At 63.3% G+C, this 23,323-nt stretch carries 17 protein-coding genes and 1 pseudogene; 4 read left to right on the top strand and 14 right to left on the bottom strand.

Annotation, left to right across the window (positions count from 1 at the left end):
• Positions 1-196: 196 nt before the first annotated feature.
• The 13 genes and pseudogenes from G7009_RS25600 to G7009_RS25540 all read right to left on the bottom strand — a co-directional run bounded on the left by G7009_RS25600 (position 197) and on the right by G7009_RS25540 (position 17,180).
• Positions 197-2,971, bottom strand: coding sequence for a hybrid sensor histidine kinase/response regulator (locus G7009_RS25600; protein WP_181133009.1), 2,775 nt, complete (start codon positions 2,969-2,971; stop codon positions 197-199).
• 135 nt (positions 2,972-3,106) lie between these two features.
• Positions 3,107-4,402 carry a phosphoribosylamine--glycine ligase gene (gene purD / locus G7009_RS25595; RefSeq protein ID WP_181133007.1) on the bottom strand — a complete coding sequence of 432 codons (1,296 nt, stop codon included), beginning with the start codon at positions 4,400-4,402 and terminating at the stop codon, positions 3,107-3,109.
• A gap of 132 nt (positions 4,403-4,534) precedes the next feature.
• Positions 4,535-6,142, bottom strand: a complete 1,608-nt coding sequence (purH, locus tag G7009_RS25590; protein WP_181133005.1) for a bifunctional phosphoribosylaminoimidazolecarboxamide formyltransferase/IMP cyclohydrolase — start codon at positions 6,140-6,142, stop codon at positions 4,535-4,537.
• Positions 6,143-6,222: 80 nt separating this feature from the next.
• Entirely contained in the window at positions 6,223-6,543 is a 321-nt protein-coding gene (gene fis / locus G7009_RS25585) for a DNA-binding transcriptional regulator Fis (protein WP_134692528.1), read from the bottom strand.
• A complete protein-coding gene (gene dusB, locus G7009_RS25580; protein ID WP_181133003.1) occupies positions 6,540-7,553 on the bottom strand; it encodes a tRNA dihydrouridine synthase DusB in 1,014 nt (337 codons plus the stop codon). The genes fis and dusB overlap by 4 nt, the downstream gene beginning before the upstream one ends.
• A 178-nt stretch (positions 7,554-7,731) precedes the next feature.
• A complete protein-coding gene (locus G7009_RS25575; protein ID WP_181133002.1) occupies positions 7,732-9,129 on the bottom strand; it encodes a DUF3426 domain-containing protein in 1,398 nt (465 codons plus the stop codon).
• A 30-nt stretch (positions 9,130-9,159) separates the two neighbouring features.
• Positions 9,160-10,053, bottom strand: a complete 894-nt coding sequence (gene prmA / locus G7009_RS25570; protein ID WP_181133000.1) for a 50S ribosomal protein L11 methyltransferase — start codon at positions 10,051-10,053, stop codon at positions 9,160-9,162.
• A 524-nt stretch (positions 10,054-10,577) separates the two neighbouring features.
• On the bottom strand, positions 10,578-11,924 hold the full coding sequence (gene accC / locus G7009_RS25565) for an acetyl-CoA carboxylase biotin carboxylase subunit (protein WP_181132998.1): 1,347 nt from the start codon (positions 11,922-11,924) through the stop codon (positions 10,578-10,580).
• A 17-nt stretch (positions 11,925-11,941) separates the two neighbouring features.
• The gene (accB, locus tag G7009_RS25560; protein WP_181132996.1) at positions 11,942-12,388 is read right to left on the bottom strand and encodes an acetyl-CoA carboxylase biotin carboxyl carrier protein; all 447 of its coding nucleotides are present in this window, start codon (positions 12,386-12,388) and stop codon (positions 11,942-11,944) included.
• A gap of 94 nt (positions 12,389-12,482) precedes the next feature.
• Positions 12,483-12,935, bottom strand: coding sequence for a type II 3-dehydroquinate dehydratase (gene aroQ, locus G7009_RS25555; protein ID WP_181132995.1), 453 nt, complete (start codon positions 12,933-12,935; stop codon positions 12,483-12,485).
• Positions 12,936-13,114: 179 nt separating this feature from the next.
• Positions 13,115-14,896, bottom strand: coding sequence for a protein-disulfide reductase DsbD (locus G7009_RS25550; RefSeq protein WP_181132992.1), 1,782 nt, complete (start codon positions 14,894-14,896; stop codon positions 13,115-13,117).
• 93 nt (positions 14,897-14,989) lie between these two features.
• Positions 14,990-15,499: pseudogene (locus tag G7009_RS28290) on the bottom strand (methyl-accepting chemotaxis protein); the annotation flags it as partial.
• Positions 15,500-16,928: 1,429 nt separating this feature from the next.
• Positions 16,929-17,180: a hypothetical protein gene (locus tag G7009_RS25540; protein WP_181132989.1), complete on the bottom strand. Its 252-nt coding sequence runs from the start codon at positions 17,178-17,180 to the stop codon at positions 16,929-16,931.
• Between the two features lie 103 nt (positions 17,181-17,283).
• Between G7009_RS25540 and G7009_RS25535 the strand changes: the two genes are divergently transcribed.
• The 4 genes from G7009_RS25535 to speA all read left to right on the top strand — a co-directional run bounded on the left by G7009_RS25535 (position 17,284) and on the right by speA (position 21,516).
• Positions 17,284-18,351, top strand: coding sequence for a DUF2333 family protein (locus tag G7009_RS25535; RefSeq protein ID WP_181132987.1), 1,068 nt, complete (start codon positions 17,284-17,286; stop codon positions 18,349-18,351).
• On the top strand, positions 18,351-18,887 hold the full coding sequence (locus tag G7009_RS25530) for an NUDIX hydrolase (RefSeq protein WP_181132985.1): 537 nt from the start codon (positions 18,351-18,353) through the stop codon (positions 18,885-18,887). The genes G7009_RS25535 and G7009_RS25530 overlap by 1 nt, the downstream gene beginning before the upstream one ends.
• Positions 18,888-19,077: 190 nt before the next feature.
• Entirely contained in the window at positions 19,078-19,449 is a 372-nt protein-coding gene (locus tag G7009_RS25525; RefSeq protein ID WP_181132983.1) for a translation initiation factor Sui1, read from the top strand.
• Positions 19,450-19,602: 153 nt separating this feature from the next.
• Positions 19,603-21,516: an arginine decarboxylase gene (gene speA / locus G7009_RS25520; RefSeq protein ID WP_181132981.1), complete on the top strand. Its 1,914-nt coding sequence runs from the start codon at positions 19,603-19,605 to the stop codon at positions 21,514-21,516.
• 336 nt (positions 21,517-21,852) lie between these two features.
• Here speA and G7009_RS25515 read toward each other — a convergent pair whose 3' ends face one another.
• Positions 21,853-23,214: an MATE family efflux transporter gene (locus G7009_RS25515; RefSeq protein WP_181132979.1), complete on the bottom strand. Its 1,362-nt coding sequence runs from the start codon at positions 23,212-23,214 to the stop codon at positions 21,853-21,855.
• Between the last annotated feature and the right edge of the window lie 109 nt (positions 23,215-23,323).

The raw sequence follows: 23,323 nt of genomic DNA, 5'->3' as shown, positions 1-23,323 counted from the left end.
GGGCCGCCCAGTACTGGACAAGCCCGCTCGCCACCCGATGCGCGGCGCAGCGGTTATAAATCCCAGTGGCGAGCGGGCTTGTCCCGCGATAGGGCCATCAGCATCACAAAAGATTCCAGAAGCCGAAGGCCAAGTTACTAGTATCGAACCCCGAATGCCCGTTCCTTGATCGGCCGGCCCGGCGCTGAGGTTGGCCCTACGAAAGTGGCAGCTGATCCGGCCGGGGCAATCGCTGGGCCGCCCAGTATTGGACAAGCTCGCGCAGTTGCGAAAGCTCGACCGGCTTGGCCATGTGTCCGTCCATCCCGGCAAGGCGCGCGCGCTCCTTGTGCTCGGTAAGGATATGCGCGGTCAGGGCCACTATCGGAGTTCGCTGGCGATGATTGACCATCTCCCAGGCACGCAGCTGCTGGGTAGCGGAGAAACCGTCGAGGATGGGCATTTCGCAATCCATGAGTACCAGGTCGTAGCGTTGCCGCTGCATGGCCTGCAAGGCTTCTTCGCCGTTACTGGCGGTATCGGGCTCCAGGTTGAGCTTGCCGAGCATGCCGCGAATGACCTTGGTCGAGATGGTGTTGTCTTCCGCGACCAAAATACGGAAATCGGTCGGCAAGTCCAGTGGCGGCGCGGCGACAGCCGCCGCCGGAGGCGCGATGTGGGCATCGCGGCTACGCTGGGCCAGCTCTTCGGCCAGGGTAGTCTTCAGGGTATAGCCGGCCACCGGCTTGGCAAGGATGCGCTTGACCCCGGCGTTGCGCGCGATCACCTTGCTTGGCGCATTGCTGATGCCCGTCAGCATCACCACCAGAATGTCATGGTTCAGGCTGGGATCTTCCTTGATCCTGGCCGCCAATTGCATGCCCGTCATGCCAGGCATGTTCTGGTCGAGTAACACGGCGTCGAAGTAGTCACGCAGGTGCGACTTGGTGCGCAACAGGGCCAGCGCTTCCTTGCCGGAGGGAACGGCACTGACGTTCATGCCCCAGGCGCTGCATTGCTGGACCAGGACCTTGCGGCAGGTGTCGTTGTCGTCCACCACCAGCACGCGCGCATCGCGCAGCGGGCCATCGAGATCCGTGGTCGGCTGTTCCAGGCGCTGTGGATCGAGCGGCAAGGTCAGCCAGAGCGTATTACCCATGCTGCTGCTGGTCTTGATTCCGAATTCGCCCTGCATCAGGCCGATGAGCTGTTTGGCGATCACCAGCCCCAGGTGGCCGCCCAGATCGTTGTTGGAGAGGAAATGTCGACTGTGCAGCTCGGCTTGCAGCAATGCCTCGCGGTCGCCGGCGGGCATGGGCTGGCCGCCATCCTGTACGGCGATGCGCAGGCGCGGCCTTTGGCCACGCTGGTCGAGCGCCACGACCAGCAGGACTTCCCCCTGCTCGCTGTTCTTCAGCGCGTTTTCCAGCATGCTGCAGACGGCTTGCCGCAGACGTGTCGGATCACCGCTGATCACGCGTGGCACCTGGGGCTGGGTAAAGCTGATGAGCTCGATGTTCTGCTGTTCGGCCTTGGCGCGGAAGATGTTCAGGCAGTCTTCGATCAGCGCGTTGAGATCGAACTGCACGTCATCGAGCTCGATCTGCCGGGATTCGAGCTTGGAGATATCGAGGATCTCGTTGATCAGCGTGAGCAGCTCGTTGCCCGCGCTGTGGATGGTCTGGACATAATCGCGCTGCTTGACCGACAACGGCGTGCCGAGCAGCAGTTCGGTCATGCCCAGCACGCCGTTCATGGGTGTGCGGATTTCATGACTGATCTTGGCCAGGAACTCGGACTTGGCGTTGACTTCCGCATCGCTGGCGGCCAAGGCCCGGCTGGCGCTGAAGCGCTCTTCGCTGATCTTGCGCAGGCGTTCGCTGACCGCGAGATTGAGCAGCAAGCCGCTGATGACCGTCATGCCCATGAGGATGCACAGCAGCCAGGGCGTTGGCGTGCGGGTCAAGCCGAGCAGTGCTGGCAGCAGGACCAGCCCACCCAGGTTGAACACCAGCATGGCCACGGTGAACAGACGCGCCGGGCCGTAGCCCTTGTAGCCCTGGTAGCCCGAGATCAGCAGCATGCTCAGGCTGCCGAGGGCCAGCAAGGCATAGGTCATCAGGTTCAACGGCAGCGTATCGACGAACAGCAGGATCAGGCCACTGATGCCGGCGACCAGCATTTCGGCCTGAAGCAGCCGGTTCAATCTTGGCGAGAGACAGGGGGCGAAGAAGTGCTGGGTGAAGTACAACCCGGCTATGCCCGCCAGCACCAGGGTCAGGTAGGCGGCCGGAGTCTGGGCGGTATGCCACAGGTGCCACCAAGGCCCGCTGAGGTTGAGCAGGATCAAGCCACTGAGCAGCATCAGGCCGTGGTAGAACGCCAGGATCAACGTGGTACTGGAGCGCGAGTAGATAAAGCGGATCAGGTTGTGCAGGATCAGCATCAGCAAGCCGCCGAACAACAGCCCGAACAAAGTGGCCTGACGCTGGTCGGCGGCTGCGACCGCTGCCGACTCGAGGCTGATGGCCGGACGCAGCTGGTGTTCGGAGACCAGGCGCAGGTAGATGTCCACTGGCTGCGTGCTATTGGGCAATGCCAGGACATGGCCGCTGCCTCGCAAGGTCGGGCTGCCACTGACGCCTTCACGGCCGTGGTGCAGCTGGCGCAGCAGCGTCCCGCTCGCGAGGGCGTAAAGATCGAGGTGTGAAAGATCGGGTGCGAAAATGCGCAGCAAGCGTTCCTGCTGGGCCGGCTCGAGCCGATAGTGCAGCCAGAGCGCCTGATCTGGCGTAGCGGCATTGAGTTCGTTGAGGTTCAGCGGGCTGAACTGGTTGCGATAACGTTCGGAACGAACGTCGCTCAGTTGCAGGTTGGCCTGTTCGTCGAGCAGCACGGCCCAACCACCGCCAGGTTCGGCCGAAGCCGGGAGCAGGCAGAGCAGGGTCAGCAGGCTGACGGTCAGGGCAATGGCAATCCTAAGCCGATGCACAACGAAATCCCTTTTTTGCTGAATGCCAAGTGACCACTATGCGCGGCGTGCCCAAACCAAGGCAAGGCCCATGCAGGGCCTTGCCGACGTGCCGAAAGGCGGGCGCACCTGGCGCCACGATCCCTGGTGACGACGTTACCGCTGATGCTCATCGCGCTCGCGGGCGATTGCCCGGTAGCCGATGTCGTTACGGTAGAAGCTGCCTTCCCAGCTGATCTGTTCGGCCAGGCGGTAGGCCTGTTGCTGTGCAGCCTCGACTGTCTGGCCCAGGGCGGTAGCGCAGAGCACGCGGCCACCCTGGGTGACGACTTGACCCTCTTTGAGAGCGGTACCGGCGTGGAAGACCTTGCCTTCCAGCTTGGCGGCCGCATCGAGGCCATCGATCGCCGCGTCCTTTGCATAGTCGCCCGGATAACCGCCGGCGGCCAGTACGACGCCCAGGCTCGGTCGTGGGTCCCACTGGGCCTCGACCTTGTCCAGGGCCTTGGCGAAGGCGGCTTCGATCAGCAGTACCAGGCTCGACTCCAGACGCAGCATGATCGGTTGGGTTTCCGGATCACCGAAGCGGCAGTTGAACTCGATGACCTTGGGATTGCCTGCCTTGTCGATCATCAGACCGGCATAGAGGAAACCCGTATAGACATTGCCTTCCTCGGCCATGCCGCGCACGGTCGGCCAGATGACCTGATCCATCACGCGCTGGTGAACCTCGGCGGTGACCACCGGGGCCGGAGAGTAGGCACCCATGCCGCCGGTGTTCGGGCCGCTGTCGCCGTTGCCGACGCGCTTGTGGTCCTGGCTGGTGGCCATGGGCAGTATGTTCTGGCCATCGACCATGACGATGAAGCTGGCTTCCTCGCCGTCGAGGAATTCTTCGATCACCACGCGCGAGCCAGCCTCACCGAAAGCATTGCCGGCGAGCATGTCACGCACGGCGTCTTCGGCTTCCCGCAGGGTCATGGCGACGATCACGCCTTTGCCCGCGGCCAGGCCGTCGGCCTTGATCACGATCGGCGCGCCTTTTTCGTTCAGGTAGGCCAGGGCCGGTTCGATCTCGGTGAAATTCTGGTAGTCGGCGGTCGGGATCTTGTGACGTGCCAGGAAATCCTTGGTGAAAGCCTTGGAACCTTCCAGCTGTGCGGCGCCCTTGGTCGGGCCGAAGCAGTCCAGGCCGCGGCTGCGGAACAGGTCGACGACGCCGGCGACCAATGGCGCCTCCGGGCCGACGATGGTCAGCTGCACGTTGTTCTCGGCGAAGTCGGCCAGCTGCTCCAGCGCGTTGACGTCGATGGCCACGTTCTCGCACTTGGCTTCGGTGGCGGTGCCCGCGTTACCTGGTGCGACGTAGACTTTCTCGACCCGCGGATCCTGGGCGACTTTCCATGCCAGGGCGTGCTCGCGACCGCCGCTGCCGATGATCAAAACTTTCATGTCAAACCTCTGTTTGGCGGCGATCCTCGCCCCTGTGGGAGCGGGTTCACCCGCGAATGCGGCGGTGAATCCAACATCGCATTCGCGGGTAAACCCGCGCCCACAGGCGTCGGGGATCAGCCTGGCCTTTGATTAGTGGCGGAAGTGGCGCATGCCGGTGAAGACCATGGCAATACCGGCTTCGTCGGCCGCCGCGATGACTTCGGCGTCGCGCATCGAACCACCCGGCTGGATCACAGCGGTGATACCCACTTTAGCTGCATTGTCGATACCGTCACGGAACGGGAAGAACGCATCCGAGGCCATGACCGCGCCCTGCACCTGCAGGCCAGCATGTTCGGCCTTGATCGCAGCGATACGAGCAGAGTTGACGCGGCTCATCTGGCCGGCGCCGACACCGATGGTCTGGCGGTTCTTGGCGTAGACGATGGCGTTGGACTTGACGAACTTGGCCACTTTCCAGGCAAAGATCAGGTCGTGGACTTCCTGCTCGGTCGGCGCGCGCTTGGTCACGACTTTCAAGTCGTCGGCGCTGATCATGCCATTGTCGCGGCTCTGTACCAGCAGGCCGCCGTTGACGCGCTTGTAATCCCAGGCGTCGGCGCGCTCGCTCGACCATTGGCCGCATGCCAGCAGGCGCACGTTGGCTTTTGCCGCGACGATGGCGCGGGCTTCATCGCTGACGCTCGGGGCGATGATGACTTCGACGAACTGACGCTCGACGATGGCCTTGGCGGTCTCGGCATCCAGCTCGCGGTTGAAGGCGATGATGCCGCCGAAGGCCGACTCGGTGTCCGTGGCGTAGGCCAGGTCGTAGGCCTTGCGGATCCCGCCTTCATCGTCAGGGCAGACCGAGACGCCGCAGGGATTGGCGTGCTTGACGATGACGCAGGCCGGCTTGACGAAGCTCTTCACGCACTCCAGCGCGGCATCGGTGTCGGCCATGTTGTTGTAGGACAGCTCCTTGCCCTGCAGCTGGACGGCGGTGGCGATACCCACCTCGGCCGGCTTGGCCTCGACATAGAACGCCGCGCTCTGGTGCGGGTTCTCGCCGTAGCGCATTTCCTGGGCCTTGACGAACTGGCTGTTGAAGGTGCGCGGGAATTCGCTGCGGCCTTCGGTGCCCAGGGTTTCGCTGGCCTGGTCGATGGTACCCATGTAGTTGGCGATCATGCCGTCGTAGGCCGCGGTGTGCTCGAAGGCCTTGAGCATCAGGTCGAAGCGCTGGGCATAGGTCAGGCCACCGGCCTTGAGACCTTCGATGACCGTGGCGTAGTCGCCAGTGTTGACCACGATGGCGACGTCCTTGTGGTTCTTCGCCGCCGAACGGACCATGGTCGGGCCGCCGATGTCGATGTTCTCGATCGCGGTCGGCAGGTCGCAGCCCGGCTTGGCGATGGTCGCTTCGAAGGGATACAGGTTCACGGCAACCAGATCGATCGGCTTGATGCCGTGCTCGTTCATGATGGCGTCATCGGTGCCGCGACGGCCCAGGATGCCACCGTGGATCTTCGGGTGCAGGGTCTTGACCCGGCCGTCCATCATTTCGGCGAAGCCTGTGTAATCGGCCACTTCCACCGCGTCGATGGCGTTGTCCTTGAGCAGCTTGTAGGTACCCCCGGTGGACAGGATCTCGACGCCAAGCTGCTGCAGCTCACGGGCGAATTCGAGAATCCCGGTCTTGTCGGAGACGCTGATCAGGGCGCGGCGGATCGGCAGGCGGGTAGTCTGGTCGGTCATTTCGGATTCCATAACGCGGTGGAGTCAGCAAAAAAGGCGACCTCACTGTGCAAGCCGCCTTTTCTGGTTAGGATTCTGGCTTACAACAGATCGTACTGCTTGAGCTTCTTGCGCAGAGTGCCTCGGTTGAGCCCGAGCATCTCGCTGGCCTTGGTCTGGTTACCCTTCACGTAGTTCATCACGCTTTCGAGCAGGGGCGCCTCCACTTCCGAGAGCACCAGGTTGTACACGTCCGTGACGGTTGCGCCTTCCAGGTGTGCGAAGTAGTTGTGCAGCGCCTTCTCCACGCTCCCGCGCAGGGTCTGGCCCTCTTCGCTCGGCGTGTTGAGGTGCTGTTTGAGGTTGACGTTGTCGCTCACGGGCGTTGTTCCACTCACTAAAGTCTCGGTCATCATCGTCATGCGGCCACCCCTTGTCCGTCCTCTGTCTCAAGGCTCTGTCGACGCTCGCGGAAAAACTCGCGGACGTTGGCGCACTGCTCTTGCTTGTCTTCCAAAGCGTTGAACCGGGGGCGGAACTCCTTGCCGCCCGGTCGTGTTGCCAGGTACCAGCCAACGTGCTTGCGGGCGATACGTACACCCATCACATCGCCATAGAAGGCGTGCAACGCGTCCAGGTGGTCCAGCAGAATGCGTTCTACTTCATCGAGACCCGGGGCCGGCAACCGCTCGCCGGTCCTCAGGTAGTGCTCGATCTCGCGAAAGATCCACGGCCGACCCTGTGCGGCGCGGCCGATCAGCAGCGCATCGGCACCCGTGGCAGCCAACACGGCCCGCGCTTTCTCGGGACTGGTGATGTCGCCGTTGGCGAAAACCGGGATCGACACCGCCTGCTTGATGGCCGCGATGGTGTCGTATTCGGCTTCGCCGGTGTACAGGTCGGCACGGGTGCGGCCATGTACCGCGAGCGCCTGAATGCCGGCCTGTTCGGCGATTTTCGCCACGTTCAGGCCATTCTTGTTCGCCCGGTCCCAGCCGGTGCGGATCTTCAGGGTCACCGGGACGTCCACGGCGCTCACCACGACATGAAGGATCTCGCTGACCAGGGCTTCATCTCTCAATAAAGCAGAGCCCGCCGCCTTGTTGCAGACTTTTTTCGCGGGGCAGCCCATGTTGATATCGATGATCTGGGCGCCGGCCTCGACGTTGGCCCGTGCCGCCTCCGCCAGCATCTGCGCATCGCCACCGGCGATCTGTACCGAGCGAGGCTCGGGATCGCCTTCGTGGATGCGGCGCAGACGCGACTTGCGGGTGTTCCACAGGCTCATGTCGCTGGTGACCATTTCCGACACCACCATTCCTGCTCCCAGGCGCTGGCAGAGCACGCGGAAAGGCTGGTCCGTGACCCCGGCCATCGGGGCAAGGATCAGATTGTTGCGTAGCGTATAAGGGCCGATGCGTACCGCCGACATAGGTGTTCCCTGTTGTGGGGCCGGATCATTGGAGTTTGGAAAAAAGGGTGGGCATGATACCCGCTCTCGGTGACCGGATAAAGATGGATTTGGATAAAATCTGAACAGCTGCGGCCTTATGCCCGACAGTTCGGGACGCCGGTCTGGCGTCAGAGAAACGCCAGACGGACGCGCTGCTCTATTCCGGGGATCGGAAGCTGAGGCTGTAGTTCACGGCCCTGGGGCCGGGATCGAGGATGTCCAGGGCAATGTGAATCGGCGTCTGGCTCGGCATATCGCCACGCCCGGCCAATTCCCCGCTCAGATACTCACTGGGCTTGAAGCGACGACTGGCGATCAGTTGACCGTTCAGGTCGGAGAAACGTATCTCCAGCAAGGGGAAGGGCTGGGCGAACGGAGCCCGGTTGTAGATGATGGCGTCCACGATCAGCGCCCCCTTGAAGTCGGGATGGCTGCGCACGACCAGGTTGCTGCTCTTGATGCGGCCGATATCGACCCGGCTCGGCACCTTGCACCCCAGGGTCGGGCACAGTTGCTGGAACCACGGGCGGTACTGGTCCTGACGGGCCAGCTCATCGAAGTGGAACCAGACATACTGGAACGCCAGCAGTCCCGCCGCGAACAGTGCCAGAACGCCCCATAGCAGTCGCTTGCTCCAGTCAGGCCGGGGCTTTTGCCAGTCGAGCTGCAACGGATCATCGACGACATCGATCAGCGGCTCCTTGCGCGCCGAGCGTTCGGGTCTGGCTGCCAGGCTGGGCTCCATGCGTTCATCGGCGGGGTGGTCTTCGTCGTCGTCACGCGCCGAAAGTCGTTCTGCGCGCGTGTCGTCGTCCAGCGCGGAAAAGCGCTCCGCAGATGCCCCTGGACGTGTCTGGGAGAAACGTTCGTCCAGATCGGGATCGTCTCGTGCCGCCGTGTCCTCATCCAGAATGCCGACGTGACGCAGCGCAGGTTCATCGTGCGGCTCGGGGTCCGGCTCCAGGTTGAACGTCGGCTCGGTCCGATCGCCGGGCACGGGTTCGAGCTCCAGCGGGCCCTGTTCGATCAAGGGGGGAGCAGGTTCGGCTGGCAGTTGCGCTTCGGCAGATGCGATGGATGCATTGTCGCCGCTACCGAACGCCGTGCCGATGTCCGGATGCTCGTCGCCACCAGGGTCGTCGCGCCGCGCGTGCAGGCGCTCGTCGCGAAGCTCGGCTTCATGCTCCACCGTCGTACCGCGCCGCTCCAGGCGGGCCAGTTCCTCGTCCAGGTCCAGATGTTCCAGCGATTGCTGGGTGACGGCCCAGTCCTGCTCGGCCAAGGCTACGCGCTCACCGGGCGGGGAGGGCGGCAGAGGCACCGGCGCGAGTTCAGGCGCCTGCTTCGCCATTTCCGGCGTGGTGATGGCGGGGAGCGGGCTGCCGTCAGCTTGCGTCTCTGCCCCGCGGCTCTGCTCCAGCAGCTGGCGGGCGGCATTGAACACCTGCAGGCAGGCGCCGCAGCGCACAACCCCGCGGGCTACGCTCAACTGATGGTGAGTGACACGAAAGCTGGTCTGGCAATGCGGGCACTGGGTGACGAAACTGTCGGTCATGCGCGGATCCGGGGGGGGTTGGGCAGAGGATTATTCTAGGCCTGCGGCACGGCGGCGACCACTGATGCGCACCCAGCCGTCGCGAACGACGATCGGGTCGAGCTCGAAGTCGTCGGCGTAGGCTGCGGCGACCTCCTCGCCCTGTTCGGCAAGAATGCCCGACAGCGCCAGCAGGCCACCTGGGCGTACCAGGCCGCTGAGTTGCGGCGCCAGCGATACCAGTGGGCCGGCAAGAATGTTGGCGACCAGCACGTCGGCCTGCATGGCGGGCATCTGCTCGGGCAGGTAGAGAGCCAGGCGCTCGTCGGCGATACCATTGCGCCCGGCGTTGTCACGCGAGGCTTCCAGCGCCTGCACGTCGATGTCCGTACCCACCGCTTCGCGAGCGCCCAGCAGCAGCGCGGCGATGGCCAGGATGCCGGAACCGCAGCCGAAGTCCAGCACCTGGGTGCCTTCGATCTCCTGGCCGTCGAGCCATTCCAGGCACAAGGCGGTGGTCGGGTGTGTCCCGGTGCCGAAGGCCAGGCCCGGGTCGAGCAACAGGTTGACGGCGTCCGCGTCCGGGGCCTCGTGCCAGCTCGGCACGATCCACAGGCGGCGGCCAAAGCGCATGGGCTGGAAGTTGTCCATCCAGCTGCGCTCCCAATCCTGATCCTCGATCACCTCGGTCTGGTGCTCGGGTAGCTCGGCCCCGGTCAGCAGGCGCAGGTGAGCGAAGACCTGATCTGGTTGGGTATCGGCCTCGAACAGCGCCAGCAGGTGCGTGTTCGACCAGAGCGGGGTGGTGTTGAGGTCCGGTTCGAAGATCGGCTGGTCTTCGGCGTCCATGAACGTCACCGAGACGGCACCGACTTCGAGCAGGGCGTCTTCGTAGGTTTCGGCTTGTTCCGGGCTGATGGCCAGGCGTACTTGCAGCCAGGGCATGGCGGGCACCTTTGGTAAATCGACAGGAGGCAGCCCTAGGCTGCGAGAAGCCTGGCAGTTTACTTGAGTGCGTGGGTTTTGTGCAGGACGGTGAACAGGGATGGTCTGGTCGGTGGACCGCATTGGGGCGGGCAGGGACATGCCGTTGGTCTTTTCAGCGCCCTCGAGATCGCAATGCCGCCCGCGCGGCGTTTCGCGGACTGAACTGCCCTCAAAAGTCGGACGCCCATCCATGACTTGGGCCGCAGTACTTATCCGTGTAGGAGCAACTGTCTGGCTCAAAATTCGAAATGCATGCGTTCCCTGAACTGCTCAGTGTACCTGCGCATAAATTCCCCAAGGGTTGGATGGGTGTCCAACTTCTTGGGGGCAGTCCAGATGTGGCGTCGCTCTCAGGCCAAGCGGCGTACCTGTGGAAGCGGGCTTGCCCGCGAAGGGCTGCAAAGCAGCCCAGTGGGTATCAAGCTTGGCTTAAGCGAACAGCATTACGGCACTGGGCCGGGATGCTTCATCTCACGCCACGATCACTCCTGGCTGGCCAGTTTGTGCTCGAGGTAGTGAATATTGACGCCGCCCTTGCAGAAACCTTCATCACGCACCAGGTCGCGGTGCAGCGGGATGTTGGTCTTGATGCCGTCGACGACGATTTCGTCCAGCGCATTGCGCATGCGCGCCATGGCTTCGTCGCGGTCCTTGCCGTAGGTGATCAGCTTGCCGATCAGCGAATCGTAGTTCGGTGGAACCGAATAACCGCTGTACAGGTGCGAATCGACCCGCACGCCATTGCCACCAGGGGCATGGAAGTGCTTGACGGTGCCTGGGCTCGGGATGAACTTCTTCGGGTCTTCGGCGTTGATCCGGCATTCCAGCGAGTGACCACGGATCACCACGTCTTCCTGGCGGAACGACAGTTTGTTGCCAGCGGCGATGCTGAGCATCTCCTTGACGATGTCGATCCCGGTGACCATTTCGGATACCGGGTGCTCCACCTGCACGCGGGTGTTCATCTCGATGAAGTAGAAACTACCGTTCTCGTAGAGGAACTCGAAGGTACCCGCGCCGCGGTAGCCGATCTCGATGCACGCGTCGACGCAACGCTTGAAGACTTCCTGGCGGGCCTTCTCGTCGATACCGGGGGCCGGTGCTTCTTCCAGCACCTTCTGGTGACGGCGCTGCAGGGAGCAATCGCGATCGCCCAGGTGGATGGCACTGCCCTGGCCATCGGAAAGGATCTGGACTTCCACGTGACGTGGGTTGGTCAGGAACTTCTCCAGGTACACCATCGGGTTGCCGAAGGCGGCACCGGCTTCGGTACGGGTCAGTTTGGCCGAGGCGATCAGATCCTCTTCCTTGTGCACCACGCGCATGCCACGACCGCCACCGCCACCGGCGGCCTTGATGATCACCGGATAGCCAACCTCGCGGGCGATCGCCAACGCGGTCTGCTCGTCTTCCGGCAGCGGACCATCGGAGCCCGGTACGGTCGGCACGCCCGACTTGATCATCGCGTCCTTGGCCGAAACCTTGTCGCCCATCAGGCGAATGGTGTCGGCCGTGGGGCCGATGAAGGCGAAGCCGGATTTTTCCACTTGCTCGGCAAAGTCGGCGTTTTCCGCCAGGAAGCCATAGCCAGGGTGGATCGCGGTAGCGCCAGTCACTTCGGCAGCGGCGATGATCGCCGGGATGTGCAGGTAGGAATCCTTGGAGGGCGCCGGGCCAATGCAGACGGTTTCGTCAGCCAGGGCCAGATGCATCAGCTCGCGGTCGGCCGTGGAGTGTACGGCGACGGTCTTGATACCCAGTTCCTTGCAGGCACGCAGGATACGCAGGGCAATCTCGCCGCGGTTGGCGATCAGCACTTTTTCCAACATCGCAGGCTCTCCGCGGTTCAAACGATGGTGAACAGCGGCTGATCGAACTCAACCGGCTGGCCGTCTTCTACCAGAATGGATTCGATCACACCGCTGGTTTCAGCTTCGATGTGGTTCATCATCTTCATGGCTTCGACGATGCACAAGGTGTCGCCTTTCTTCACGGTCTGGCCGACTTCAGCGAAGTTTGGCGAGGTCGGCGAAGGCTTGCGGTAGAAGGTGCCGACCATCGGCGAGCGAGCGACGGCGCCGTTGAGCTTCGGCGCGGCGGCTTCGGCAACGGGCGCGGCGGCCACGGGAGCGGCTGGCGCGACCATCGGGGCCGGCGCGAAGTACTGCTGCGCGGCTGGGGTCTTGCTGTGACGGCTGATACGGACCGACTCTTCGCCTTCCTTGATCTCCAGTTCGTCGATGCCAGACTCTTCCAGCAGTTCGATCAGTTTCTTGACTTTACGGATATCCATTAATCATCAACTCCCAAGGTTCGGTCAGGGACGAAATTGAAAACGTGTCGAAAACGTTTTGCTTGAGCCCTGGTCATGGGCCAGGGTCTCGTTATCAGGGCTGTGCGTTGCCAGCCAGGTGTTCCAGTGCAGACTCCAGGGCCAGGCGATAACCGGTGGCGCCCAGGCCGCAGATCACCCCCACTGCGACGTCCGAGAAGTAGGAGTGGTGGCGAAAAGGTTCGCGCTTGTGCACGTTGGACAGATGCACTTCGATGAATGGGATGCTCACCGCCAGCAATGCGTCACGTAATGCGACGCTGGTGTGGGTGAAAGCCGCCGGATTGATCAGGATGAAGTCCACGCCCTCGTTGCGTGCCGCGTGGATCCGATCGATCAGTTCGTACTCCGCATTGCTCTGCAGGCACTGCAGGTGATGGCCGGCCTCTCGGGCTCGCTGCTCAAGATCCTGGTTGATCTGGGCCAGGGTCACGGCGCCATATACACCCGGTTCGCGGGTGCCCAGCAGGTTGAGGTTCGGGCCGTGAAGGACCAGTAGCGTTGCCATCTGCAGATTCCTTGGATTCGTAGGGCAATTCGACATAGCGCGGCGACTATGCCGCAAAGGAACAGTGAGTGTCCAGTTCTCTGCAATAGGCAGCACGATGACCGAGGTTCGCGCAAAGTATGTGACCAGATGATTTGCGCTGGTCACTCTTTTGGAGAAATAGGCGTGCCAGCGGGAAGTTATAGACCCAGATCAGCGCGCACGCGTGTCAGGTGAGCTGCAAATTCAGCCGAATTTGTCTCCCCAATGACACGATCAGCGGTAAGTTCGTCGCCGTTCTTGGCAAAGAACAGGAGGGCAGGTGGGCCGAACAGCTGATAGCGGTCTAGTAGAGCGCGCTGCTCGGCATTGCTCTCGGTGATGTCGAAACGCAGCAAACGAAACATCCCTAGCCCAGCCTGTACCTGAGGTGCGTGGAGGACTTCACGTTCGATCACCTTGCAACTGACACACCAGTCGGCATACCAGTCCAGGAGCACGGGCTGGTTGGCGGCCTTGGCCTCGGCAAGTGCGGCATCCAGTGCGGCGGGGGTGCTGACCGTCTGCCAGGCATCCGCCCGGGTCGAGGAAGCCGTGGCGTTGCCGATCGATACAGCCTGGGGCAGGGGGCGTAGCGGATCGCCCTGACCGCTCAATGCACCGTACCAGCAAGCCAGTGCATAGCAGAGCAACACCAGGCCCAGGAGTTGGGCCAGACGCTCACGGGGTGACTTGACCACCAACTCCAGGGCGCCGAGGAACAACGCCACGCCTGCCGCCAGCAAACCGACCAGCAGCAGAGTCAGCGGCCCAGGCAGCACGCGACTGAGCAAGCTGATCGCCAGACCCAGCAGCAACACGCCGATGGCGTTCTTCACGGTCGACATCCATGACCCGCTCCTGGGCAGCCAGGCGGCGCCACCGGTCGCCACCAGCAATAGCGGGGCGCCCATGCCCAAGCCCAGGGCGAAGAGTTTCAATGCGCCACCCAAGGCATCGCCGCTGGCGCTGATGTACAACAGCGCACCGGCCAGCGGCGCGGACACGCAGGGAGAAACCAGCAGGCTGGACAACACGCCCAGCACGGCGGCACCCAGCAACGAGCCGCCCTGGGTACGGTTGGCAACACGGTCCAGGCGACTGCTCAGCGCTTGCGGCAGCTTCAGCTCGAACAGGCCGAACATGGCCAGCGCGAACAGCACGAAGAACAGCGAAAAAGGCACTAGCACCCAAGCCGATTGCAGGCGCGCCTGCAGGTTGAGCCCCGCTCCGAACACGCCCATCAGGGCGCCCAGCAAGGCGAAACAGGCGGCCATCGGCAGCACATAGGCCAGCGACAGGCTGAAACCACGCCAACCACCGACCTGTCCACGCAGTACCACGCCGGTAAGGATCGGCAGCATCGGCAGGACGCAAGGGGTGAATGTCAGGCCCAGGCCTGCGAGGAAGAACAGCAGCAGCGATTGCCACGTCCAGCCTTGCGCGGCAGCCGGATCGCTCGCGCCCGGGCCGCTGGTGCCTTCGATGGCAAAGCGCTGGGTTTCCGGCGGATAGCACAGCCCCTTGTCCGCGCAGCCCTGGTAGGTCACCAGCAAGGTGAATGCGCGAGGATCGTTGGCCGGACGTGGCAGGGTGATGTCGAGCACGCCGTGATAGACCTCGACATCGCCGAAGAACTCGTCGTGCTTGGCTTGCCCGGGCGGGATGCGGGCGCTGCCCAAGGCGATGTCGGCCGGCTCGCTGCGGAACTGGAAGCGGTGCCGGTAGAGGTAGTAACCCTCGGCGGCAACGAAACGCAGCTTGAGGTCCTGGCCTTCTTCCTGCACCAGACTGAGCTTGAAGGCTTCGCGTACCGGCAGGAAGTCGGCACTGTTGTTCAGCGACGAAGCGCCGAGCGTTGAACTGGGACGGTTGTCGAGCAGACCCGTGGCAAGGACAGGCGTTGCCAGCAACAGGATCAGCAGGAAAAACAGGCGGCGCATGGCGGTCTCGTCAGGTGAAACGTGCCGGCATGATAACGGACTCTGCAAGGAATGGGGCCGCAGGAAGCGCCTTGGCTCCTCCTGCCCGTGGCATCAGAGCCTGAAAGCGCCCACTGCGGTATTAAGCTTGTCCCCCAGGCGCAGCAACTGTCGACCCTGTTCGCGGCCCTCGCCTATTCGTTGCAGGTTGTCCCCGCCCAGCTCATGGATTCGCTCGCTGTGGCCTCGGATCTCGCTGACCGCGGTGCTCTGCTGGGCGGTGACATCGGCGATGCGTCCGGCCGTGTCGGCGATGGTGCGGATGGCGCTGACGATCGCATCCAACGCGCCATCCGCCGTCTGGGCCTGGCTGGCGGCGGACTCGGCATGTTCGAGCTGGGCGCGCGTGCCGTTCACCGATTCGCGCGCAGCCAGTTGCAGACGGTCGATCAGCGTCTGGATCTCCCCGGTCGCACCCGTGGTGCGCTGGGCCAGCGAGCGGACCTCGTCGGCGACCACGGCAAAGCCACGACCCATTTCCCCGGCCCGCGCCGCCTCGATGGCGGCATTGAGCGCCAAGAGATTGGTCTGCTCGGCGATGGAGCGAATCACCGTGAGTACGTTGCCGATGGTGGCCGACTCTTCGGCCAGCTGTTCGATTATCTGTGCGTTGCCCTGCACCTCATCGACCAGTGTGCGCAAACCATGCAGGCTCTGGCCGATCACGGCCTGGCCATGTTCCACCGCATGCCCGGCGTCACGGCTGGCGTGGGCCGCGGCGCTGGCATCGCCCGCCACTTGCTGGATGGTCGATTCCAGCTCGCTCAGGGCGTCGCGGATCTGCGCGGTGTCGCCGGCCTGGCGTTCGGCGCCGTCGTGCAGCGCGCTGCTCATGCCGGCCAGTGCGTGGCTGCTGCCCGCGACCTGCTCGGCGTTCTGGCGGATGGTGCCGACCAGGGTCACCAGGTACTGGCGCAAACGGTTGAGTGACGCCTCGATGTCATGCAGTTCGCGATTGGTCCTGCCCAGGGCGATGGCTTGTCCGAAGTCGCCCTCGGCCCAGCACGACAGTGCTGGAGCCAGGCTGGTCAGGGTACGCGCCAGGCGGCGCTGCAGGGTGTCTATCAACAAGGCGATGAGCAGGATCGAGCCGATCATCACGCCCTGCAGCAGGCGTACTTCGCCCTGTATCCGCGCGTGCTGGGCACGCACTTCGGGTTCCAGCGCGGCGATGGTCAAGTGCACGGCCTCGAGACGTTGATGCGTGCTGGCGGCCAATACGCCGCGCTGCTCGATCAGTTCGCGAGTACGCTGCAGTTCGGCCGGATACCGGTTGAGCAAACTTTGCAGTTCTCGCTTGAGGGCGATGGCGATATCTTCCTGCTGCGCGCTGGCCTGGGTCTCGAGCCCCATCAGGGCCGCGAAGTCGTCCGCGTTGGAGTCGGCGGCACGGGTAACGCCCAACAAGGGCAGCCCGTCGATGATGTCTGCCTGAGCCCGGATCCGTTGCAGTTCGCGCTGCATTTCGTTGGCCAGTTCGGTACGGCCACTGCTCACCAGCTTGTCGCGGGCCAGGGACAACCGCCCGAGGTGCACCGCCGCATCGAGCACGGGCGCCAGGTAGCGAGCCGCGTCAGGGTTGCCACTATCGCGGGCATAGTCCGCGAGCTGTTCGAGGTTGGCGCCCAATTCCCGTTCGGCCTGTTGCAGCAAGGCTTGCGGGTCTCCAGCCAACTTGCCGGCGGCCAGCAATTCGTTGGCGGTGAAGGCCTGCAACGCCTCCAGGCTGGGTCGTACTTGGAGTGCCAGTGCTTCGGGCCATTCATCCAGTGTCGCCAGTAGTTGCAGGTTGCTCTCGACCGCTGCCGCATGGCGCAGGGCATCACCGCTGCCGAGGTACGCCAAGGTATTGCGCGCCGTTTCGTCCTGGAATTGCTGGGACAGCCCCAGATAGCGCTCCATCAGTTGGTAGGGACGCTCGAGGGCACGCTGGGACCACCATAGGGTGGCAGCCAGTGCAATGCAGACAGCGACCAGTAACAGGGTGTTGAAGTTAGTCAGCAGCTTCAGGCGCATATCCGCGAATATCCGGCGGCAGGAAGGGAGGTGCCCTGAACGTATTGCGTTTTTGTGACGCGGTGATGACGGGGGCAAGCAGACGCCAAAAAAAGATGGCGCTTTGACACTGCTCGATGACCCATTGCGGATCTGGACGCTCGTCATGCGGCATTCTCGAACCAATGATCTCTGCATCAGAAAGCTGCCACGAATATTCAGCTGCCGAGCATTGGTCGCTTATCCCCACGACCGTGCTTGCTTTATAGTGCAGCGACCGAGCTTGCCGTGGCACCCTGGCCGATGCCCGCGGTCCAAGCCTTGAACCGACGTGACTGACTAAGGACAACGCCATGCTGGATTGGAAAAATCGTACAGGCAGTGCCGAGCCACGCGAGCGCGCCTCTGAACGCAGCGCCGCTACCCGTAGCTATCTTGGCGGCCTGTGGAGTCGTGCCCTGGGGATCGTGATCGGATTGTACCTGCTCGTGTGTATCGGCCTGAGCTGGTACTGGAGCCAGGAGCCGGCACTGTTCCCGGTCCAGCAGAACGCGCAGGCGTCCGCCGAGCGCAACAGCCAGCAGATGGTCATCGGCTACACCACGATCGCGACCCTCAAGAGCGTCGCCAGCACCCTGCTGGACAAGCAGGGCGGCTATATTTCCAACGACCGTTTCCCGCCTGGCGTGTGGATGGACAACATGCCGAGCTGGGAGTACGGCGTGCTGGTTCAGGTGCGTGACCTGTCCCGCGCCCTGCGCAAGGACTTTGCCCGTTCGCAGTCGCAGTCGACCGAAGATGCCGACTTGGCCAAGGCCGAGCCGCGCTTCAACTTCGACAACAAGAGCTGGATCCTGCCGTCCAGCGAGTCGGAGTTCGAGGAAGGCATTCGCTCGCTGAGCCGTTATCAGGTGCGTCTGGCCGCTGGCGACCAGGGCGCGATCTTCTATACCCGCGCCGACAACCTCAACAACTGGTTGGGTGACGTGGCCACTCGCCTGGGTTCGCTGTCGCAGCGCCTGTCGGCCAGCGTCGGTCGCGTGAAACTCAACAGCAACCTGAAGACCGAAACAGTCGTGGCCGGCCAGGCACCGCAGCTCGACGAAGAACTGGTCGAGACGCCATGGCTGCAGATCGACAACGTCTTCTACGAAGCGCGTGGCCAGGCCTGGGCGCTGTCGCACCTGTTGCGCGCCATCGAAGTGGACTTCGCCGATGTCCTGGCGAAGAAGAACGCCACCGTCAGCGTGCGCCAGATCATCCGTGAACTGGAGGCTTCGCAAGAAACCTTGTGGAGCCCGATGGTGCTCAATGGCAGTGGCTTCGGCATCTGGGCCAACCATTCGCTGGTCATGGCCAACTACATCTCCCGCGCCAATGCCGCGGTCATCGACCTGCGTCAACTGCTGTCCCAGGGCTGATGAGCATCAGTGCAGCCGAGGTCGCGCATCGCGCGGCCTCAGACGCCGAACTGATCGCCTGGGCGAGCGACGACGATCAATTGCTCGGGGCCTTGCCGCGGGCGGAACTGCGCGAGCGCGGGCTGATCGGGCGGGGCACGTTCATCCTGCTGTTCAATTCGGCCGGTGAGCTGTGCGTACACCGCCGTACCCTGAGCAAGGCCGTCTATCCTGGGTACTGGGATGTCGCGGCCGGTGGCATGGTCGGGGCGCATGAAAGCTACGCGGAGTCCGCCGCTCGCGAGTTGGAGGAAGAACTGGGTGTCAACGGCGCGCCCATGCGCTTCCATGAAAAGTTCTTCTTCGACCAGCCTGGCAACCGGCTCTGGTGCGCGGTGTTCTCGGCAGTCTGGGACGGGCCTTTGCGCCTGCAGCCGGAGGAAGTCAGCGAGGCGCGTTTCATCAGCCTTGACCAAGCTCAGGCCGACAGTCGGCGACAGTCCTATTGCCCTGATTCGCTGGCTGCGTTGCAACGCTATCTCGCCTGTCAGGGGTAGGGGCGTCTCGCATAAGAAAATGGCGCAATCGGGTACTTAGCAGCAGGGCGATTTATCGTTACACTGCGCGCCCTTTTCGGGTTGCCGCATGATCTGCGGCAGTAGCGCCGCCCCTGCCAGAGTGGGGCTTCGCGGTCGGTGCAACGCCAAGGCACCGACCAGTTTTTGTCCTCAGCCAAGAGGAACAAAAGTGGCCAGGAAATCTACCTCTTTTGCCGCCCTGGGCGGTCTTGTGTACTCCACCGACGCAGGACGGCATTGCCCGGACTGCAACCAGCCCGTGGACGCCTGCATCTGCAAGCGGACGGCTGTCCCGGAAGGTGACGGTATCGCCCGCGTACGTCGCGAAAGCAAAGGTCGCGGCGGCAAGACCGTGACCACTGTCACCGGCGTTCCGTTGCCGCTCGAGCAGCTCAAGGAGCTGGCCACCACGCTCAAGCGTCGCTGCGGTACCGGCGGGGCCTTGAAGGACGGCGTCATCGAGATCCAGGGCGACCATGTCGAGCTGCTGATCGGCGAGCTGCTCAAGCAAGGTTTCAAGGCAAGGAAGTCCGGCGGCTGAGGCCGCCGCGCGTCTTTTTCCCCCAGCGCCTTCTAAACTCGTCGCCGCGAAAAGGGTCTCTATCCCCAACGCGGGCGATTCGTCATTTTCAGCTTCTACACTGCGACCGCCCGACGTGGGGCAGTGTTTTCGAATTTCATATAGGGGACTTGAATGTCCGTACGACGCACACGCAAAGATGATGGCAGCCAATGGACCGTGGCCGACAGCCGCAGTGTTTACGGCATTCGCCATTGGGGCGCCGGCTATTTCGCCATCAATGAGGCCGGGCGTGTGGAAGTGCGCCCGAACGGCCCGGACAGCCGGCCCATCGACCTCTTCGAACAGGTCGACGAACTCCGTCAGAGCGGCCTTTCATTGCCACTGCTGGTGCGTTTCCCGGACATCCTGCAGGACCGCGTGCGTCAACTGACCGGTGCCTTCGATGCCAACATCGCGCGACTCGAATACCAGAGCGCGTATACCGCCCTGTATCCGATCAAGGTCAACCAGCAGGAAGCGGTGGTGGAAAACATCATCGCCACCCAGAACGTTTCCATCGGCCTGGAAGCCGGCTCCAAGCCCGAGCTGCTCGCGGTGCTGGCGCTGGCGCCCAAGGGCGGCACCATCGTTTGCAACGGCTACAAGGATCGCGAATTCATCCGTCTGGCGCTGATGGGCCAGAAGCTGGGTCACAACGTCTTCATCGTCATCGAGAAAGAGTCCGAGGTCGCCCTGGTGATCGAGGAGGCGGCCGAGCTCAAGGTCAAGCCACAGGTCGGTCTGCGCGTGCGTCTTTCCTCGCTGGCGTCGAGCAAGTGGGCCGACACGGGCGGCGAGAAGTCCAAGTTCGGTCTGTCCGCGGCCCAGTTGCTGTCGGTGGTGGAGCGCTTCCGTGAAGCGGGCCTGGACCAGGGCGTTCGCCTGTTGCACTTCCACATGGGCTCGCAGATCGCCAACCTGGCCGACTACCAGCATGGTTTCAAGGAAGCGATCCGTTATTACGGCGAGCTTCGCGCGCTGGGCCTTCCGGTCGATCACATCGATGTCGGTGGCGGCCTGGGCGTGGATTACGACGGGACCCATTCGCGCAACGCCAGCTCGATCAACTATGACATCGACGACTACGCCGCGGTCGTGGTGGGCATGCTCAAGGAGTTCTGCGACGCGCAGGGGCTGCCGCATCCGCACATCTTCTCCGAAAGCGGCCGCGCGCTGACGGCGCACCACGCCATGCTGGTGGTGCAGGTCACCGACGTCGAGAAGCACAAGGATGAAGTGCCGCTGATCGAGAACAAGGAAGGCCTGCCGGAAACCGTGCAGTGGCTGGCCGACCTGCTGGGCCCCACCGATATCGAGATGGTTACCGAGACCTACTGGCGCGCGACCCACTACATGGGCGACGTGGCCGCGCAGTACGCCGACGGCAAGCTCACGCTGGCCGAGAAGGCCTTGGCCGAGCAGTGCTATTTCGCCGTCTGCCGACGCCTGCACAACTCGCTGAAGGCGCGTCAGCGTTCCCATCGCCAAGTACTGGACGAGCTCAACGACAAGCTCGCCGACAAGTACATCTGCAACTTCTCGGTCTTCCAGAGCCTGCCCGATACCTGGGCCATTGGCCAGGTCCTGCCTATCCTGCCTCTGCATCGCCTGGACGAGGAACCCCTGCGTCGCGCAGTCCTGCAGGACCTGACCTGTGATTCGGATGGCAAGATCAACCAGTACGTCGACGAACAGAGCATCGAGACCAGCTTGCCGGTGCACTCGATCAATGAAGGGGAGGACTACCTGCTGGGGATCTTCCTGGTCGGTGCCTATCAGGAAATCCTGGGCGACATGCACAACCTGTTTGGCGATACCGATTCGGTGAACATCTACCAGAATGCCGACGGCAGCGTTTATCACGCCGGGATCGAGACCCACGACACCATCGAAGACATGCTGCGCTATGTGCACCTGTCGCCTGAAGAGCTGATGACGCATTATCGGGATAAAGTGGCCAGCGCCAAGATCACCGCGCGCGAGCGCACGCAGTATCTGGATGCATTGCGATTGGGGTTGACGCGGTCGTCCTACCTGTCGTCGTGAGCCAGGCGTAGGGGCTGCTGTAAAGCCGGGGGCCGGGTCTTGGGTTGGATCTCGGCCTCCTGTATGACTGCAGTTGGATGAATACCTGTCGAGATTCCTTGTGTCACCACAACTTCTGCGGTGGAAATTCGATAGGTATTACCAGGCGAGTCCTTCGGCCTCGATCGCGGGGCAAGCCCGCTCGCCACTGGTGCGAGGTGGGCAAGCGCTCGCCACTGGAAACGCGTCCTTGCCACACCTCGCACCAGTGGCGAGCGGGCTTGCCCCGCGATCGAGCCGCAGGACTCGCCTGTAATGCGGACAAAAAAGCCAACACGGTAGCTGTGGAAACCCGGTTTACGGCCAGTGCGATCCCGTCTCCCGCCCGAACCATCCATCCCGCCGCTGCAACCGCCACCCCATCCACCCCAGGCTCACCGCCCTCAACCCCATGAACCCAAGGAAGGACAACCACAGCCCGTGGTTGCCCTGGCCGCTGGCCGCCCAGGCGATGGGCAGCGCAATGACCACGCTCATCAACATGGCATTGCGCATTTCGCGAGCGCGGGTGGCGCCGATGAACAGGCCGTCGAGCAGGTAACTCCATACGGCGATCAGCGGCAGCAGGGCGAGGTAGGGCAGGAACGGGTACGCTGCATCACGAACGCTGTCGATATCGGTCTGCAGATCGATGAACAAGTGACCGGCGAACAGGAAGAGCACGGCAAAACCAAGGCTGACCAGCAAAGACCAGCCGAAGGAAATCACCAGGGCGCGGCGCAAGGCCTGGCGATCACGGGCACCGATCGCGTGACCGCAAAGTGCCTCGACCGCATGCGCCAGGCCGTCCAGGGCATAGGCGGTGAGCAGCAGGCCATTGAGCAGCAGGGCATTGGCGGCGACCGTGGCCTCGCCCAAGCGTGCTCCCTGGACGGTGAGCAGAAGGAAGACCAGCTGCAATGCCAGGCTGCGCAGGAAGATGTCGCGGTTGACACTGAGCAACGGACGCCAGGCTCGCCAGCGTCCGAGTGCTGCCCAGGCGATCCGTCCAGGGTAGGCGCGCAGAGCCGTGCGGGTCAGGGCCAGGCCGAGCAGGGCAGCGCTCCACTCGGCGATCACCGAAGCCCGCGCCGAGCCGATCACCCCCCAATCCAGCCCAAGCACGAACCACAGGTTGAGGCCGATGTTCAGCAGGTTGGTGGTCAGCAGGATGGCCAATGGCGCTCGGGCATTCTGCGTGCCGAGGAACCAGCCGATCAGGGCGTAGCTGGCCAGGGCCGCCGGCAAGCCAAGCAAGCGCGTGTGAAAGAAGTCCTCGGTCGATTGGTGCAAGGCGCTGCTGGGCTGGATGAGTTGCAGCGCCAGCTGGCTGAAGGGCAGTGCGAGCAGACCCAGCAACAGCGCGAATGCCAGGGCCAGTATCAGGCCTTGCACCAGGACCTGACGCAGGGCCGCACCGTCGGCTCGGCCGGCTGCCTGGGCGGCAAATCCCGTCGAACCCATTCGCAAAAAGCCCATCAGGCCGACCATGAAGGTGAACAAGGTGGCGCCCACCGCGACGGCACCCAGTTGATGGGCGTGGGGCAGATGGCCGATCACCGTGCTGTCGACCAGTGCCACCAAGGGCACGGAAATGTTGGACAGAATCATGGGCGCGGCCAGACCCCATACCTTGCGGTGGGTGGCTCGGTCGCGCCAGTCGTTGGACAATCGGATCATGCGGGCTCCTGGTCAGGCGCGCATTGTAGCGGCCAAGGCACCAGACCGTGCGAAAACGGTCACACTCGCGGCGCCTTCCACGTGGTCCATCCACGGTTGCGCTATAGTT

This window comes from Pseudomonas capeferrum, from assembly GCF_013523055.1.
GTDB lineage: Bacteria > Pseudomonadota > Gammaproteobacteria > Pseudomonadales > Pseudomonadaceae > Aquipseudomonas > Aquipseudomonas capeferrum_A.
The sequence above is the reverse complement of the archived record's forward strand: the minus strand, read 5'-3'. Positions and strand labels throughout refer to the sequence as shown.

Coding starts and splice junctions, on each gene's coding strand:
- G7009_RS25535 (WP_181132987.1), top strand. CDS start 17,284: ATGCTGGATTGGAAAAATCGTACAGGCAGTGCCGAGCCACGCGAGCGC.
- G7009_RS25550 (WP_181132992.1), bottom strand. CDS start 14,896: ATGCGCCGCCTGTTTTTCCTGCTGATCCTGTTGCTGGCAACGCCTGTC.
- prmA (WP_181133000.1), bottom strand. CDS start 10,053: ATGCCCTGGCTGCAAGTACGCCTGGCCATCAGCCCGGAACAAGCCGAA.
- G7009_RS25575 (WP_181133002.1), bottom strand. CDS start 9,129: ATGACCGACAGTTTCGTCACCCAGTGCCCGCATTGCCAGACCAGCTTT.
- fis (WP_134692528.1), bottom strand. CDS start 6,543: ATGACGATGATGACCGAGACTTTAGTGAGTGGAACAACGCCCGTGAGC.
- purH (WP_181133005.1), bottom strand. CDS start 6,142: ATGACCGACCAGACTACCCGCCTGCCGATCCGCCGCGCCCTGATCAGC.
- aroQ (WP_181132995.1), bottom strand. CDS start 12,935: ATGGCAACGCTACTGGTCCTTCACGGCCCGAACCTCAACCTGCTGGGC.
- dusB (WP_181133003.1), bottom strand. CDS start 7,553: ATGTCGGCGGTACGCATCGGCCCTTATACGCTACGCAACAATCTGATC.
- purD (WP_181133007.1), bottom strand. CDS start 4,402: ATGAAAGTTTTGATCATCGGCAGCGGCGGTCGCGAGCACGCCCTGGCA.
- G7009_RS25530 (WP_181132985.1), top strand. CDS start 18,351: ATGAGCATCAGTGCAGCCGAGGTCGCGCATCGCGCGGCCTCAGACGCC.
- speA (WP_181132981.1), top strand. CDS start 19,603: ATGTCCGTACGACGCACACGCAAAGATGATGGCAGCCAATGGACCGTG.
- G7009_RS25515 (WP_181132979.1), bottom strand. CDS start 23,214: ATGATCCGATTGTCCAACGACTGGCGCGACCGAGCCACCCACCGCAAG.
- accB (WP_181132996.1), bottom strand. CDS start 12,388: ATGGATATCCGTAAAGTCAAGAAACTGATCGAACTGCTGGAAGAGTCT.
- accC (WP_181132998.1), bottom strand. CDS start 11,924: ATGTTGGAAAAAGTGCTGATCGCCAACCGCGGCGAGATTGCCCTGCGT.